Here is a 14,461-nt window from a genome sequence, read left to right on the forward strand (position 1 = left end):
GAAAGCCGGTGAGGGTAACTTCATCGGCTTTTTTATTGATAAAATTTAAGAAGTTAGAGAGCTTTAAGCTTGAACGCTAAAGTATAAGTGAAGGGATTATTTATCTGAAGAGGTATAGACATCAAACCTAACGCACTATAACTTTATATCTTGAACTTACTAACATTAGACTAATGTCGTACACTTTTAACTTATAACCATATGAAAACAATGATATAACTAGCTTATACAAGCTGAAAAGGACGTATCTATGCTTTTCCCGTATCGTAACATCGTTATTCTGACCGGTGCTGGCATTTCAGCTGAATCGGGCATTCGTACCTTCCGTGATCAAGATGGATTGTGGGAAAATCATCATATTGAAGATGTGGCTACGCCTGAAGGGTATCATCGAAACCCATCTCTTGTTCAAGACTTCTATAACCAACGACGTCAGCAGTTGGAGAGTGGCACTGTTGCACCGAATGCGGCACATCTTGCTCTGGCAAAGCTGGAACGAGAGCTTAATGGAAAAGTAACAGTTGTTACGCAAAACATTGATAACCTGCATGAAGCCGCAGGGACTGCCAATATTATTCATATGCACGGGGAGTTGCTTAAGGCGCAGTGTAGCCAGACAGGGCAGAGTGTCGCTTGGAGTGGAAATATTTCTCTTGATGATCACTGTCACTGTTGTCAGATGCCAGCTCCAATGCGTCCTAATGTGGTGTGGTTTGGTGAAATGCCAATCGGTATGGACCGCATCCATGATGCTCTTATGGAAGCTGACTTATTTATCTCAATTGGTACGTCTGGCGCAGTATATCCAGCGGCAGGTTTTGTTCATGAAGCAGCAATGCATGGGGCACATACCGTTGAGCTAAACCTCGAACCAAGCGAAGTAGAAAGTGAATTTGCTGAAAAACGCTACGGTCCGGCATCAGTGCTTGTTCCAGAGTTTGTGAAAGAAATTTTGGGTTCGTAACAGAACTGAGCTTAGAGTGGGAACGTTAATCAAAAAAGCCTCGCTAACTAGCGAGGCTTTTGCTTTTGAGCCATTGGCAATTACTGACCAGCTTTTAGCTTCTGGTAGTATTCTTCGTAGAGAGTATTGGCCGTACCTACGCTGTTTTGCCATTCACCTGCATCCAACACTTCTTGTGGTGGGTAGATGTTTGTGTCATTAACAAATTCAGCAGGTAGCAGCTTCTTCGCTGTTCCTACTGGGGTTGGGTAACCAATTTCCTGGGCTACTTTAGCTGCATTTTCCGGCCGGAGCAGGAAGTCGATCATTTTGTGTGCCGCATCTACATTTTTCGCGCCAGCTGGAATAGACAGGCTATCCATCCAGAAGATAGCACCTTCTTTTGGCCATACGATTTCAATTGCAGCACCTTCCAGACGAGCCATATAGGCTGAACCGTTCCACAGCATACCCAAAGTGGTTTCTCCTGCCATGTATGGGTTAGCAGGGTAGTCTGAGTTAAATACCAGTACGTTTGGCATCAGCTTTTTCAGCTCTTCGTAAGCGGCTTTGATCTCTTCAGGATTTTGCGTATTGGCCGAGTAACCTAGTTTGCGTAGTGCAATGTGGAAGAATTCGCGGGCATCATCCATCATCATTAGCTGGCCTTCCCACTTAGGATCCCAGAAATCACTCCAAGAACTGATTTCTGATTTATCCATCATTTCTGTGTTCACACCGATGCCGGTCGCACCCCAGATGTATGGGATAGAGTAGTCATTTTCCGGATCAAATGGCTTTTGCAGGAAGTTCGGATCTAGCTCATCAAAGTTTGATAGCTTGGAGCGATCAATTTTCTTAAGCATACCCTCATCACGCATCTTAGAGACGTAATAAGTTGAAGGAACGACTAGGTCATAGCCTTCACCGTGGGTTTTTAGCTTGGCATACATGGTTTCGTTTGACTCATAAGTCGAATAAATAACCTTGATGCCAGTCTCTTTCGTGAACTGTTCCAATACTTCGCTAGGAATGTATTCAGACCAGTTGTAGAAATACAGCTCTTCATCTGCAGCAGTTGCAACATTTGAGAACATTGCCATTGCGCAAACACCACCGGCCACTAAAGAAGACCATTTTTTCATTTTATTGTGCTCCTAACTATCAGGATGTATTGAGAGTTATCTCTAGCGAATGAACTAAACAAATGGATATACCCCTATTGTTAACTAAAGGCATATAAAAAGTTCAGTACTTACCGCTTCTCCTACATGTAAAAAAGACATAAGCGTACTCCAAAGAGCTAACCTTCATCTTTTATATATGGTTCTAAACAGGGGAATTTAAAGGAGATTATAGCAGAAGGGATAACAAGTAAGGCAACCAAATATTGCTTGGTTGCCTTGAATGTGGAATTACTGACCAGCTTTAAGCCCTAGAAAATAATCTAGTTGCTTACTTTATCTTTTCCCTTGCTAGTAGTTGCGAGCAAATGACCAGGAACAGAGAAACGATGAGCATGATTGTAGCTAGAGCATTGACTTCTGGTGAGATACCAACTTTAACCATTGAGTAAATCTTCAGCGGCAGGATTTCATAAGCGGGGCCGGTTACAAATGAACTCACAATGACGTCATCCAGAGACAGGGTGAAGCTGAGTAGCCAACCGGCTGCGACTGCTGGTTTAGCTAATGGCAGAATGATTTGCTTCAGGATCACCCATTCGCTGGCACCCAAATCTCGTGCCGCTTCTAGCATCTTCACATCAAAGCCTTTCAAGCGGCTATAGACAGTCACGACCACGAAGGGTAAGCAGAACGTGATGTGAGATAGTAGCAGTGTTAGAAATCCCAGCTCTGCGCCAACCAAAATGAACAACGCCAGTAGTGAGATTGCCATAACAATATCCGGCGACATCATCACGACAAACAGCATGCCGTTGACAAAGCGCTTGCCGCGAAATTGATAGCGGAACAAGGCAACGGCTGTCAGGCTACCGATAATGGCAGCTGCAGTTGCAGAAAAAACCGCAATATTGAGTGAGTGCCATGCCGCTTGCATCAGGCTGTCATTATTGACCAGATGTTCATACCACTTAGTCGTAAAGCCGCCCCATTTCATACCAAACTTGCTGGCATTAAATGAGTTCACGATCAGAATAATAATCGGTGTATACAAGAAGGCATACACCACAGCCATCAGACTGAATTTAAAAGCGCGTCCCATTATTCCAGTTCCACTTTACGGTTAAGTAACTTACCTGCTCGGTAGTAGGCGTATAACATGATGGCCATCGCCATGGTCAGGGCAATGCTTGTTGCTGCGCCAAACGGCCAGTCACGGGCATTGAGTACCTGGCTTTTAATGACATTACCTATCAATAGGTTCTTCGCGCCACCCAGTAAGTCTGAGACGTAGAACATGCCCAGTGCAGGCAGTAATACCAGCAGGCAGCCTGCGATAATACCTGGCATTGTTAGCGGAATAATCACTTTTACAAAGGTCTGGAGCTTGTTGGCACCTAGATCACGGGCTGCTTCGATATAGGTATGGTCAAGCTTTTCGATTGCTGAGTAGAGTGGCAACACCATAAATGGCAGCAGGATATAAACCAGGCCGACCATCACCGCGTACTCGGTGTACATAATGCGTATCGGTTTGTCGATAATATCCAGGTAGAGTAGGGCATTGTTGAAAACCCCGCGGGTACCCAGCATGATCTTTAGGCCATAGGTTCGGATCAGGGAGTTAGTCCAAAATGGAACAATCACCAGAAACAACATGAATGGCCGCCATTTCTCTGGCATTTTGGCAATCGCGTAAGCAAATGGGTAACCAATCGCCAAGCAAAGCAATGTGGCCACCAGCGCCATATAGAACGAATGCAGCATGACTTTGGCGTACAGCGGATCGAATAACCGAATATAGTTATCAAGCGTCAACGTCATTTCGATCAGGTTTGCATCATCACGGGTCAGAAAACTGGTTCCGATGATCATCAAGTTTGGCATGAATACAAACAGTACCAGCCAGCTGACGATAACGGTGATGATGATATTCTGAAGATTAAGCGTCTTTTTCATCTGCGAGCACCACTTCCCAACTTTCTACCCAGGTAACAGCCACTTTTTGATCAAGCGAGTGGTCGACATCAGGATCATCTTCATTGAAGAACTCACTTACCATTACTGAGGTACCTGACTCCAGTTCAACCACCGAGTCCAGAGTCATACCTTTGTAGGTACGCTCTCGTACGTAACCGATGATGCCATTCGCGCTATCGTCATTGTTGATTTCTTCCAGGCGAATATCTTCAGGACGGAGCAGTACTTTGACTTGATCGCCACTGTTAACAGGTATTTTGCAATGGATCAGAGACGAGCGGCCTTCAACATTAGCCAGAATACGGCTTTCATCCAGACGTTCTTTAACCGTGGCATCAAAAACGTTGATCTCACCAATAAATCGCGCAACAAATAGGTTCTTAGGCTCTTCGTAGATCTCACGGGGTGAGCCGTCTTGCTCGATGTTACCGTCACGCATAACGATGATGCGATCAGACATTGACAGGGCTTCTTCCTGATCGTGAGTAACGAAAATAAAGGTGATACCCAGTTTGCGCTGTAGCTGCTTGAGCTCAATCTGCATCTGCTTACGCAATTTGTAATCCAGTGCTGATAGTGATTCATCTAGCAGTAATACTTTCGGCTTGTTGACAACAGCACGGGCAATCGCAACACGCTGTTGCTGACCACCGGAAAGCTGATGGGGTTTACGAGAAGCGAATGTTTCAAGCTGCACCATACACAGCGCTTCCATGACGCGAGGTTCAATTTCGCTCTCTGCAACTTTCTGCATGCGCAAACCAAACGCGACATTGTCGAACACGGTCATATGTGGGAAAAGCGCATAGCTTTGAAATACGGTATTGACGTGGCGGTGTTCGGCAGGGATCTTCGTGACGTCTTTATCGGCAATGACTACCTGACCTGCATCAGCGTTTTCAAAACCAGCAATGAGGCGCAATACGGTCGTTTTACCACAGCCCGACGGGCCAAGGATAGTTAGGAACTCACCGTTATTAACGTTTAGATCAAGACCAGTGATGATTTGCTTTCCATCAAAACTCTTGCTCAGCCCTTTCAGCTGAATCACTGGCGTTTTAGTTGTTTGTGCAGCGTTCAATTCTACGTCATCTCCACCTTGGGGGTTCACTTTGTCATCCCCAAAACTAAGGCTAATTTTAGGAGGCGCATAATAGACCTCTAACTTCGTAAATTAAAGCGTTTTTTCATGGTTTTTTTAGTACAAATTTGGCCTTATATTATTGCGTGCATAACAATTGAATTGATCATTGTTATGAGCGATGTTTTTTTCTATAAAAACAAGAGCAAACCTATTAGCACAGCCAATCGCCGTGGCTATAAGCATAGATTAAAAATTTCATGCAATTGCATAGGCTAGTAAGCCCTTTTCATAAGCGTTAAACATTTAATCTTTACTTCGATTTTTATATACAGGCCAGCTAGCGTACAATCACGGCACTATGATTACTGATTCGTTGATGAAAATAGAATGAACAACAAAACTTTCCATGTCGGTGGCTCGATTGATAAAGCCATGAAGGGTGACACTGAACTTCAGGCTTTTGCAGTACTTCAGGAAGCCTGGAAGGTAACGGCCAAAAATTTCATATCCTTTTTCCCGGCAATCATCGGCCTTTTTCTGGCTCAGGTTGCCCTTTTACTGCTTGGCTTGCAGGTGCAGCTCGGTGATGCGTCTCTTTTCTTTGATGCAATTATCACAGGTGGTGAAATTTCCGCAGATATTGTTCAGGCCGGGTATATGGCTAACTTCTGGTCAGATGTACTGAGTGCGCCCTTGTATGTGGGTGTTAGCCTAATGGCATTGAACCATGCTGTTGGCCTGCCGACAAAACCAAGCCATCTTGTAAAAGGTTTTCCATTCACTTTGGTTTCCGTCATCACTATGCTGTTGACTTCTTCGCTACAAGGCATTGGCAATGCCGTCTTCCCGCTGATTGGCTTGTTCTTGTCGATGGGCTTTAGCATGGCGATTATTCTAGTGTGTGAAAAGCGCATAACACCGCTTAAAGCCATACAGTATTCACTGGTTGCGACCGTGAGAAAATTGATGCCGATGACGGCCATCTATCTTGCTGTACTGATCTTGTTCTTCATATCGTTTGCAACTGCCGGTATTGGTTTAATTTGGACCATCCCGTTCTTCTTCAATGTAAAAGGCATTATCTATCGTAATTTGTTTGGTATTACGCTTCAGGTAACCACAATGAAGAAAGGCAGTGATGACAGCAATTCAACAAAGGATGATTCTAAGGTCTTTGACGCGTGATAATAAAAACAAGAAAACTGGCGCTATTGGCGCTGATCACTGGCCTAGCCGCTTGTGGTGAAACGCCGACTAAAAATGGTTTAACACAAGGCATCGACGACACAGAGATCAAGGCTTTATTTTCTTCAAAACCTGATTTCCGTGCATTTACGGATGTTAATCAGAAGAAAGCCGCTTTCTTTGATTTTCTACGGCCTGCTGTTGAACATGAAAACAAGCGCATTGACAGAGAACGCCAGTTTTTGCTGAGCATTCAATCAACACTAGAATCCGGCAAAACCATCGATAGCGAAGAGCGTGAGTATGCCATCAAGCTCGGCAGGATGTATCAAGTCTCCCTTGACGGTGACGCTGTCACAGATGCGTGGCTTGATAAAATGTTAAACCGTGTCGATGTCTTGCCTGAAGCCCTCGTTTTGAGCCAGGCGGCAAATGAATCGGGGTGGGGAACATCACGCTTTGCTGTTGAAGGTAATAACTATTTTGGTCAATGGTGTTATCGTGCAGGTTGTGGTTTAGTTCCGGCATCACGAACCGAAGGCGCGACCCATGAAGTGGCCGTTTTTGATTCAGCCTATTTGTCGGTACAAGCTTACTTCATGAACGTGAATCGAAATCGTGCTTATGCTGACTTACGTGATATTCGGGCAGCTCAACGCAGTGCCGGTGAGTTGATCGAAGGTACAAAGCTTGCTGAAGGACTGAGCCGTTATTCAGAACGTGGTCATGCGTATGTAGATGAAATACAATCCATGATCAAACATAACAATAAATATTGGCGCCAAGGATAAAGGATGAAGTTAACCCATTGGCTTTTAGCTGGCATGTTCGCCACAGCGTCTGTCTATGCTCAAGACGCTTCTGCTCAAAACATTGAAATGCGTTATAGCTCGCTCTACGGCAAGTTAAAACAAAATGTCAAAGAAGGCCATGATGATGTACGTATTGCCTTTTTCTTGTTAAATCAGGAAAACGGTGATGTTTGCACAGTACACAAAGGTTCGATGCGAAAAGAAGAGCATTATGAAGAACTGGTGATCCCTGAGAATAATGAGCTGGTTGTTCCTATCGATACCAATCTTCGTCAGGCGAATCCCGATGTGACGTTTGTCATTGATGATGGCATCACCTGTGATCTCTCTATGCAGGTTATTGCGAACAAAGATTATGGTCACAGCATCAATCAAGCTGAAATCGCCGCACTGGCTCCGCAGATGGACAACTTGCTGTCAGGTTTAGGCGGGATGTTCTCTAGTTGGTTTATGCCGGAAGTCGGTGGCGTTGTGGTTCACTTTGCAAGTGATGTTAACGAGCCGATTCGTCTGTCAGACGGCGATAGCATCACGGTTAAAGACAATAAGGCAGTCATTAAACTGGCTGAGCTCACCGAAGGTGAAGAGGTTCGACTTCCTCAGCGAGCAGTGAAGGTAACGCCGTGGATTCCAAAAGAAAGCTAATCATTAAGTAGAAAAAACCGGCCTAATTATTATTTAGGCCGATTTTTTTAGGGGGAATGGTTAGTTACTTCCAACTAATACCTGATTAATTTCAGTTTTAATGTTGTCAGACTGCGTACCAAAGATGGCTTGCAAGCTGTCACCAATGACCAATACCTCTCTTGCACCTAACTTTTTAATGCCATCAATATCAGCCTGCTTAATATCGTGTAATGTCACACGAAGGCGGGTAATACAGGCATCGACATTTTTTATATTTACTTTGCCACCAAGGCTATCGACCAGTTTCTCGGCAAGCTCAGTACCAATCTCTGCTATCTGGCTGATATCTTCTTCATCGGCTTCGCGTCCTGGTGTCATCAGGTTTAGCTTGGCAATTAAAATGCGGAATACAGTGTAGTACATCAGCGCCCATAGAGGACCAATGATGATAAATAGCCAAGCGTTTTGTGACAGTGGATAGTAGATTAAGAAATCGATAGCACCGTGAGCAAACGTGACGCTGTGGTGGATATCCAGTGCACTGACAAGCGCAAAACCAATTCCGGTAAAGATGCAGTGAATAACATAAAGGACTGGCGCAACGAATAGGAACGAGAATTCCATTGGTTCCGTAATACCTGTCAACCAGGAAGTTAACGCAGCAGAGGCCATGATACCGCCTACAAGTGCGCGTTTTTCAGGACGGGCAGAACGGTAAATCGCCAAGCCAATAGCAGGCAATGCCCACATGGAATACATGTAACCACCAGCAAGGTTACCAGCGGTTGGGTCACCTGCGAGATAACGTTGGATTTCACCTTTTATCACGGCGCCTGTCTCAGGATTAATGTATTCACCCACTTCGAAGAAGAAAGGGACATTCCAGATATGGTGGAGCCCAAATGGGATCAGCGAACGCTCGACGAAACCATAGATACCAAATGCTAGAGTCGGGCTTTGGTATGCCGCCCAATGGGAAAACGTGTTAATCATGTTACCGATTGGCGGCCAGATATAACTCATGATTACACCCAGTGCAATGGCACTGATCCCTGTAACAATAGGGACAAAACGTTTCCCAGCGAAGAAGCCTAAATACTCAGGTAAGCGAATATTATAGAAACGGTTATACATCACTGAGGCAATCGCACCAATAATGATCCCGCCAAATACGCCGGTATTAATGGTTGGGATGCCGATTACAGTGGCCGTTTCGATGCCATGAAGCTTTGCCATTACACCCATTGTCGCGGTCAAAATGGCAAAACCGACTGTTGCCGCCAGGCCTGCGACACCATCGTTATCACTTAAGCCAAGTGCCACACCAATCGCAAAGATGAGTGCGAGGTTGCTGAATACGGCATCGCCTGACATTGCCATAATGTCCGAAACGATAGTTGGCAACCATGAAAAATTAGCGGAGCCGATACCAAGCAATAAGCCTGCTATAGGCAATACCGCGACAGGCAGCATAAGCGACCGCCCGATTCGTTGTAGTAGACCAAAGGTGGAGCTGATCATAATAATAGTCCTTATTTATATGTACTAACTTTCAGGAACTACATTAATAAAATAAGGATGGCTTAAGGTAACTTATGGTTATGCGTTTGTAAGAGAATGCTTACAAACCAATTTAAAAATAAAGTTATTGTTGAGTTGGCTTACTGATAAAATACCCTGCGTCAAATATATTCGGCACGTATAAAACGTGAAATTTTAGCTTGTTGAGATAACGCTTTGGAAACGAAAACGATATTGGTTGTTGATGACAATGAAGAAATTCGTGATGCCCTGAGCGAATATTTGGGGCGTTCAGGCTTTAATGTACTTACGGCTGCTGATGGTGATGAAATGTGGCAGCATTTTAATAAGCAAGAACCTAATCTAACTGTGCTGGATATCATGTTGCCAGGTGATGATGGTTTGACTCTTTGCAGTAAAATACGCCTAAAGTCACATGTTCCTATTATTATGCTGACAGCCGTGTGTGATGAAGTTGATCGTGTAGCAGGACTTGAAATTGGCGCGGATGATTACATAACTAAAACGTTCAGTCCCAGAGAGCTCCTAGCTAGAATTAAGGCGTTGCTTCGCCGAAGCCAATTCAGTTCAAATGCACCGCTTAACCGTAAAATCGGTTTCCTGGATTGGACTTTTGATACGGTAAAACGACAGTTAGTACATACCAATGGTGAGGTTGTGCAGCTTTCCGGTGCTGACTTTTCTTTGCTGAGTTTATTACTGCAGCACCCGAACAAGTTATTTAGCCGGGATGAAATCGCGCAGTGTGTCTGGGGGCGTGATGTAGAGCCGATGGAAAGGGGCATAGATGTGCAAATGAGCCGGCTGCGCAAGCATCTACATGATGATGACCGCTCAATCATTATTACCGTCAGAAATAAGGGCTATATGCTTGCCGTTGATTCATTGCATGACGTGTAAGAGTTAAGCCGGGGATAGTTAAGTGAGATTAGGGTACTTTAAATCTATTACGTTTCGAGTTGGTATCACGCTATTGGTCACGATTGTTATTGCGGAATTGCTTGCGGGTGTAATTTGGTATCAAACGAATGCGGCTACAAAGGAAGAAAATGCAAAAAATACCATGCTGAATATCTCGAATGCAGCAGCCGATACATATAACTACTTTCAATCTCTTCCTATCAATTATCGGCACCTTATATTAAACCAACTAAGGGAAGCCGGTGGGACTCGATTTTTTATCTCTATAAATAATAAAAAAATTGATATTGATGACATTCCAGATCTTACTTTTACGCAGTGGCTTTCTGAATTTACCGCGAATGTTTTATTTGAAAGGCTATCATTAGCCAAAAATGTACACGTGACTATTACGCGAAGAGATGACATACGCGTATTTAATTCTGGAATAAAGTTAGCCGAATTGCCGGAAATATGGACGAAATATAGCCTGGTGCTTGGTGAGTTAGATTTACCTATCGTTGTCATGCAAATTGAAATGTCAGATCAAGAGTGGTTCTATATTGCATCAGTATTACCCGTACCATTTTCATCATTAACAAGCCAATTTATCGATAAACGTCAGATATTGTTCCTTGCAGTAACATCTATATTGCTCATGTTATGTACTGCATTGATCTTACAAAGAGAAATCAGGCCGATAAAGTCACTAGCAAAGGCGGCTACGTTGATGGGAGCGCAGTTTACAACCACTGAAATAAAAGAAGAGGGCAGTAAAGAAACCCGCAGTGCAGTCCATGCATTTAACAAGATGAATCGCAGGGTAAGAGCCTATATTCGGGATCGGGAAATGTTGTTTAGCTCGATCTCGCATGATCTCAAGACCCCCTTGGCCTGCTTAAAATTACGTACCGAAATGCTGGATGATGAAAAAACAAAGCTGCGGTTTGAGAAATTACTCAATGAAGTTGATCTAATGCTGAAAGGGGCTCTTCAGTGTATTCGAGATACTGATATACACGAGGAGCCAGAATGGATTGATATTCAGCAGTTGCTGAATAACTGCGCAGACTACTATAACCGTGATACTCATTGTGTCGAACTGATTGACCTACAGCATGTGAAGTACCTGGGCAAGCCGATTGCTATCAAACGGTGTATTTATAATGTGATAGACAATGCTGTGCTGTATGGCACTAAGGTCGATATCCATATCAAGGACTCATCTGATTACCTGAAATTAATTATCCGTGATTATGGACCAGGTATCGACAATAAGTTACTTGAGAAAGTGTTCGAACCTTATTACCGAGCCAACCGGGATGATGATAAAGGATCGGGCCTGGGGTTAACGATTTCGAGAAGTATTGCCAGATCCCATGGTGGTGATCTTAAGCTTAGGAACCATCAGGAACAGGGACTTGAAGTCCAGTTATTGTTTGCGAGAGATGTATGAGATTGATAATTTTAGCGTTACTTGTTGGGAGTGTATTCTCTGCGCAAGCAAGGCAAGAGGTCCACTTTCTTCATTGGTGGACTTCGCAAGGGGAAGCAAAGTCTGCAGGGGTTGTGAAGCACGCTTTACAAGAAGCGGGCTTTGACGTGATGAATGTACCTATTCAGGGAGGTGGAGGAAATACGGCCAAATCGATACTTCAAGCACGGGCTATCGCTGGTAACCCACCTGATATGGCCCAGTTAGAAGGGCCTGCAATTAAATCATGGGCAGCATTAGGCTTTTTACACTCACTTGATACTGTAGCCAGCAATAGTCAATGGGATAAAAACTTATTACCATTTATCCGTAACATCCACCAGTTCCAAGACGAATATGTCGCCGTGCCTATAACGATTCACCGCCTGAACTGGATATGGGTTAACCATGATGTCCTGAATAGGTTTCAACTCAAGGTCCCACAAACGTGGGATCAAATGATTGAGGTTTTTACCCAGCTGAAGCAACGCGGTGTCGCTCCTTTGGCATTGGGTAATGAACCTTGGCAAGTTGTTCAATTGTTTGAAAATATTGCGTTTGGTTTGGGTGGTCCTGATTATTATCGCAAAGCGTTTATTGAGCTTGAACCTGACGTGTTGGATAGCCCGTTGACCCTTGAGGCACTGGATAAATTTCGACAGATCAGCTCACTTGTGCTGCAGGATCTGACTAGCCAGCGCTGGGAAGAGGCGACACAGGATTTGCTATCAGGAAAGCGGGCATTTCAAATTACAGGTGATTGGGTTGCGGGCGAGCTGATGGCCATTGAAGGACAATTCCCTGATTTTATCTCTTGTTATCCAACGCCGTCGAACCAGCCTGGTTTCATCTACAATATGGATAGTTTTGCGCTATTTAAGAGCCCTCTGTTAAGTAGTGAGCGAGCAAACCAGATTGCCGAGGTTGTTTCCAGCCCTGAGTTTCTGCGCGAGTTTAACTTAGTTAAGGGAGCCATACCGGCACGTACGGATGTGTCGTTGGCTGGTTTTAATGCTTGCTCGCAGCAAGCCATGCGTGATTTTAATACCGCAGAGCAGTTAGGTACGCTAGTTCCGAGTATGATTGATTCCATGGCCGTCAGCCCTATCATCCAAAAGGCGGCTTCGAGCGAATTGTTCCGCTTCTTCAATGACCCTTCAATGAAAGCGGAAGATGTGATTTTGCATATGCAAAGTATGAGAGCTAGCGGCATTAGCTTGTAGCCATGGTGATTTCGGTACGTTGTGTTTGGCCGTTTAGCTATATGAGTCTCAATTATTGGAATAAATTTATACATTCCACTAAAAAACTGATTCATCGCAATTCATTTTGCTGCCGCCTCCATGATACTTGTCAGGAATTTTCTGGGGCGAGCCTTATTTGTATTTCGCCTTGTACAAGAATCAGCACTTCAGGCTGACCAAACAATAATGAGTGGGACATGGATAAATTAATTGAGAGATTTCTGCGTTATGTGAGCTTTGAGACTCAATCTAACTCATCAGCCGCCCACTGCCCAAGTACCGAAGGGCAGCGAGTACTAGCAGAACAGCTAAAAAATGAACTGATCGAACTCGACCTATGCGATGTCGAGCTGGATGAGAATGGCTACCTGATGGCTCGCCTACCATCAAATGTTGATCATGATGTGCCAGCCATTGGCTTTATCGCACATATGGATACAGCGCCAGATGCTTCGGGTAAAGATGTTAAGCCGCAGATTGTCGAAAACTATCAAGGTGGTGATATTGCTTTGGGTATTGGTGATGAAGTGTTATCGCCAATACAATATCCAGATCTGAAAAAGCTGCTTGGCCACAACATTATTACGACTGACGGTACAACACTGTTGGGCGCAGATAACAAAGCGGGCATCGCGGAAATTATTACTGCCATTGCTTACCTGAAAGCCAACCCTGAAATTAAGCATGGTGAGATCTGCATTGGATTCACACCGGATGAAGAGATCGGCCGTGGTGCGAACCTTTTCAATGTTGAGAAGTTTGGTGCAAAGTGGGCATATACCATTGATGGTGGTCCTGTCGGTGAGCTGGAATATGAAAACTTCAATGCTACTTCTGCTGATGTGATCTGTCATGGTGTGAATGTTCACCCAGGTACTGCGAAGAACAAAATGATCAATGCAATGAACATTGCGGCGAAGTTCCAGCTGATGATGCCTGCAGAAGAAACCCCTGAATGTACAGAAGGCTATGAAGGCTTCTATCATTTAGTGTCAATGGACCCAGCCGTTGCCAAAACAACCTTAGGTTACATCATCCGAGACTTTGACCGCGAAGGCTTAGAGCAACGTAAAGCCTTTATGCAGGAGAAAGTCGATGAGCTGAACAGCCAGCTAACCAAAGGCCGTATTGAGCTGGAGTTAACCGACAGCTATTTCAACATGCGCGAGATGGTTGAACCGTATCCGCATATCATTGAGTTGGCGAAAGAGGCGATGATTGCCTGTGATGTGAAGCCAGATATCAAACCTATTCGTGGTGGAACTGATGGAGCACGCTTATCGTTCATGGGGCTGCCATGTCCGAATATCTTTACGGGCGGCTACAACTTCCATGGTATTCATGAGTTTATTACCGTTGAAGGTATGGAGCAGGCTGTAAGCGTGATTGTGAAAGTGGCAGAGAAGACTGCAGAACGCTATAAGTAACCTGAACGACTTAGTTGTTAAATTTTAAAGCCAGTCCATATATGGACTGGCTTTTTTCTATCTACTCATCAGTATTAATACTATTTCTTACGATAAGTTATAGGCCTGCACGATGTTCT

13 protein-coding genes are annotated in these 14,461 nt (G+C 44.3%); 8 read left to right on the forward strand and 5 right to left on the reverse strand.

Features of this window, described 5'->3' with window-relative positions; translation table 11 throughout:
- The first annotated feature begins 250 nt into the window (after nucleotides 1-250).
- Complete coding sequence (cobB, locus tag AC51G0_RS09085) at nucleotides 251-964, forward strand: Sir2 family NAD+-dependent deacetylase (protein WP_496301730.1); 714 nt, start codon at nucleotides 251-253, stop codon at nucleotides 962-964.
- An 80-nt stretch (nucleotides 965-1,044) separates the two neighbouring features.
- Here the strand turns inward: cobB and AC51G0_RS09090 are convergent, their stop codons facing one another.
- From AC51G0_RS09090 to potA, 4 genes are all read right to left on the reverse strand, one after another.
- On the reverse strand, nucleotides 1,045-2,088 hold the full coding sequence (locus tag AC51G0_RS09090; RefSeq protein ID WP_496301731.1) for an extracellular solute-binding protein: 1,044 nt from the start codon (nucleotides 2,086-2,088) through the stop codon (nucleotides 1,045-1,047).
- Between the two features lie 310 nt (nucleotides 2,089-2,398).
- On the reverse strand, nucleotides 2,399-3,169 hold the full coding sequence (gene potC / locus AC51G0_RS09095) for a spermidine/putrescine ABC transporter permease PotC (RefSeq protein WP_496301732.1): 771 nt from the start codon (nucleotides 3,167-3,169) through the stop codon (nucleotides 2,399-2,401).
- Nucleotides 3,169-4,026: a spermidine/putrescine ABC transporter permease PotB gene (potB, locus tag AC51G0_RS09100; RefSeq protein WP_496301733.1), complete on the reverse strand. Its 858-nt coding sequence runs from the start codon at nucleotides 4,024-4,026 to the stop codon at nucleotides 3,169-3,171. The genes potC and potB overlap by 1 nt, the downstream gene beginning before the upstream one ends.
- On the reverse strand, nucleotides 4,010-5,128 hold the full coding sequence (potA, locus tag AC51G0_RS09105; protein ID WP_496301910.1) for a spermidine/putrescine ABC transporter ATP-binding protein PotA: 1,119 nt from the start codon (nucleotides 5,126-5,128) through the stop codon (nucleotides 4,010-4,012). The genes potB and potA overlap by 17 nt, the downstream gene beginning before the upstream one ends.
- A gap of 390 nt (nucleotides 5,129-5,518) precedes the next feature.
- Between potA and AC51G0_RS09110 the strand changes: the two genes are divergently transcribed.
- The 3 genes from AC51G0_RS09110 to AC51G0_RS09120 are packed head-to-tail and all read left to right on the forward strand — an operon-like array spanning nucleotide 5,519 to nucleotide 7,773.
- Nucleotides 5,519-6,316 (forward strand): DUF2189 domain-containing protein, encoded by a 798-nt coding sequence (locus AC51G0_RS09110; RefSeq protein ID WP_496301734.1) that lies wholly within the window; start codon nucleotides 5,519-5,521, stop codon nucleotides 6,314-6,316.
- Between the two features lie 2 nt (nucleotides 6,317-6,318).
- Nucleotides 6,319-7,107, forward strand: a complete 789-nt coding sequence (locus tag AC51G0_RS09115) for a glucosaminidase domain-containing protein (protein WP_496301911.1) — start codon at nucleotides 6,319-6,321, stop codon at nucleotides 7,105-7,107.
- Between the two features lie 3 nt (nucleotides 7,108-7,110).
- Complete coding sequence (locus tag AC51G0_RS09120; RefSeq protein WP_496301735.1) at nucleotides 7,111-7,773, forward strand: DUF2987 domain-containing protein; 663 nt, start codon at nucleotides 7,111-7,113, stop codon at nucleotides 7,771-7,773.
- A 60-nt stretch (nucleotides 7,774-7,833) separates the two neighbouring features.
- Here AC51G0_RS09120 and ptsG read toward each other — a convergent pair whose 3' ends face one another.
- Entirely contained in the window at nucleotides 7,834-9,276 is a 1,443-nt protein-coding gene (ptsG, locus tag AC51G0_RS09125; RefSeq protein WP_496301736.1) for a glucose-specific PTS transporter subunit IIBC, read from the reverse strand.
- A 216-nt stretch (nucleotides 9,277-9,492) separates the two neighbouring features.
- On the opposite strand from ptsG, the gene AC51G0_RS09130 reads away from it, so the two are divergent.
- The 4 genes from AC51G0_RS09130 to pepT all read left to right on the forward strand — a co-directional run bounded on the left by AC51G0_RS09130 (nucleotide 9,493) and on the right by pepT (nucleotide 14,342).
- A complete protein-coding gene (locus AC51G0_RS09130; protein WP_496301737.1) occupies nucleotides 9,493-10,197 on the forward strand; it encodes a response regulator in 705 nt (234 codons plus the stop codon).
- Nucleotides 10,198-10,219: 22 nt separating this feature from the next.
- Complete coding sequence (locus AC51G0_RS09135) at nucleotides 10,220-11,653, forward strand: ATP-binding protein (RefSeq protein WP_496301738.1); 1,434 nt, start codon at nucleotides 10,220-10,222, stop codon at nucleotides 11,651-11,653.
- Nucleotides 11,650-12,894, forward strand: a complete 1,245-nt coding sequence (locus AC51G0_RS09140) for an ABC transporter substrate-binding protein (protein ID WP_496301739.1) — start codon at nucleotides 11,650-11,652, stop codon at nucleotides 12,892-12,894. Before AC51G0_RS09135 ends, AC51G0_RS09140 begins: the two co-directional genes overlap by 4 nt.
- A gap of 218 nt (nucleotides 12,895-13,112) precedes the next feature.
- Nucleotides 13,113-14,342, forward strand: a complete 1,230-nt coding sequence (gene pepT / locus AC51G0_RS09145) for a peptidase T (protein ID WP_496301740.1) — start codon at nucleotides 13,113-13,115, stop codon at nucleotides 14,340-14,342.
- The last annotated feature ends 119 nt before the right edge of the window (nucleotides 14,343-14,461 follow it).

It is taken from the genome of Photobacterium sp. HL06, assembly GCF_059552575.1.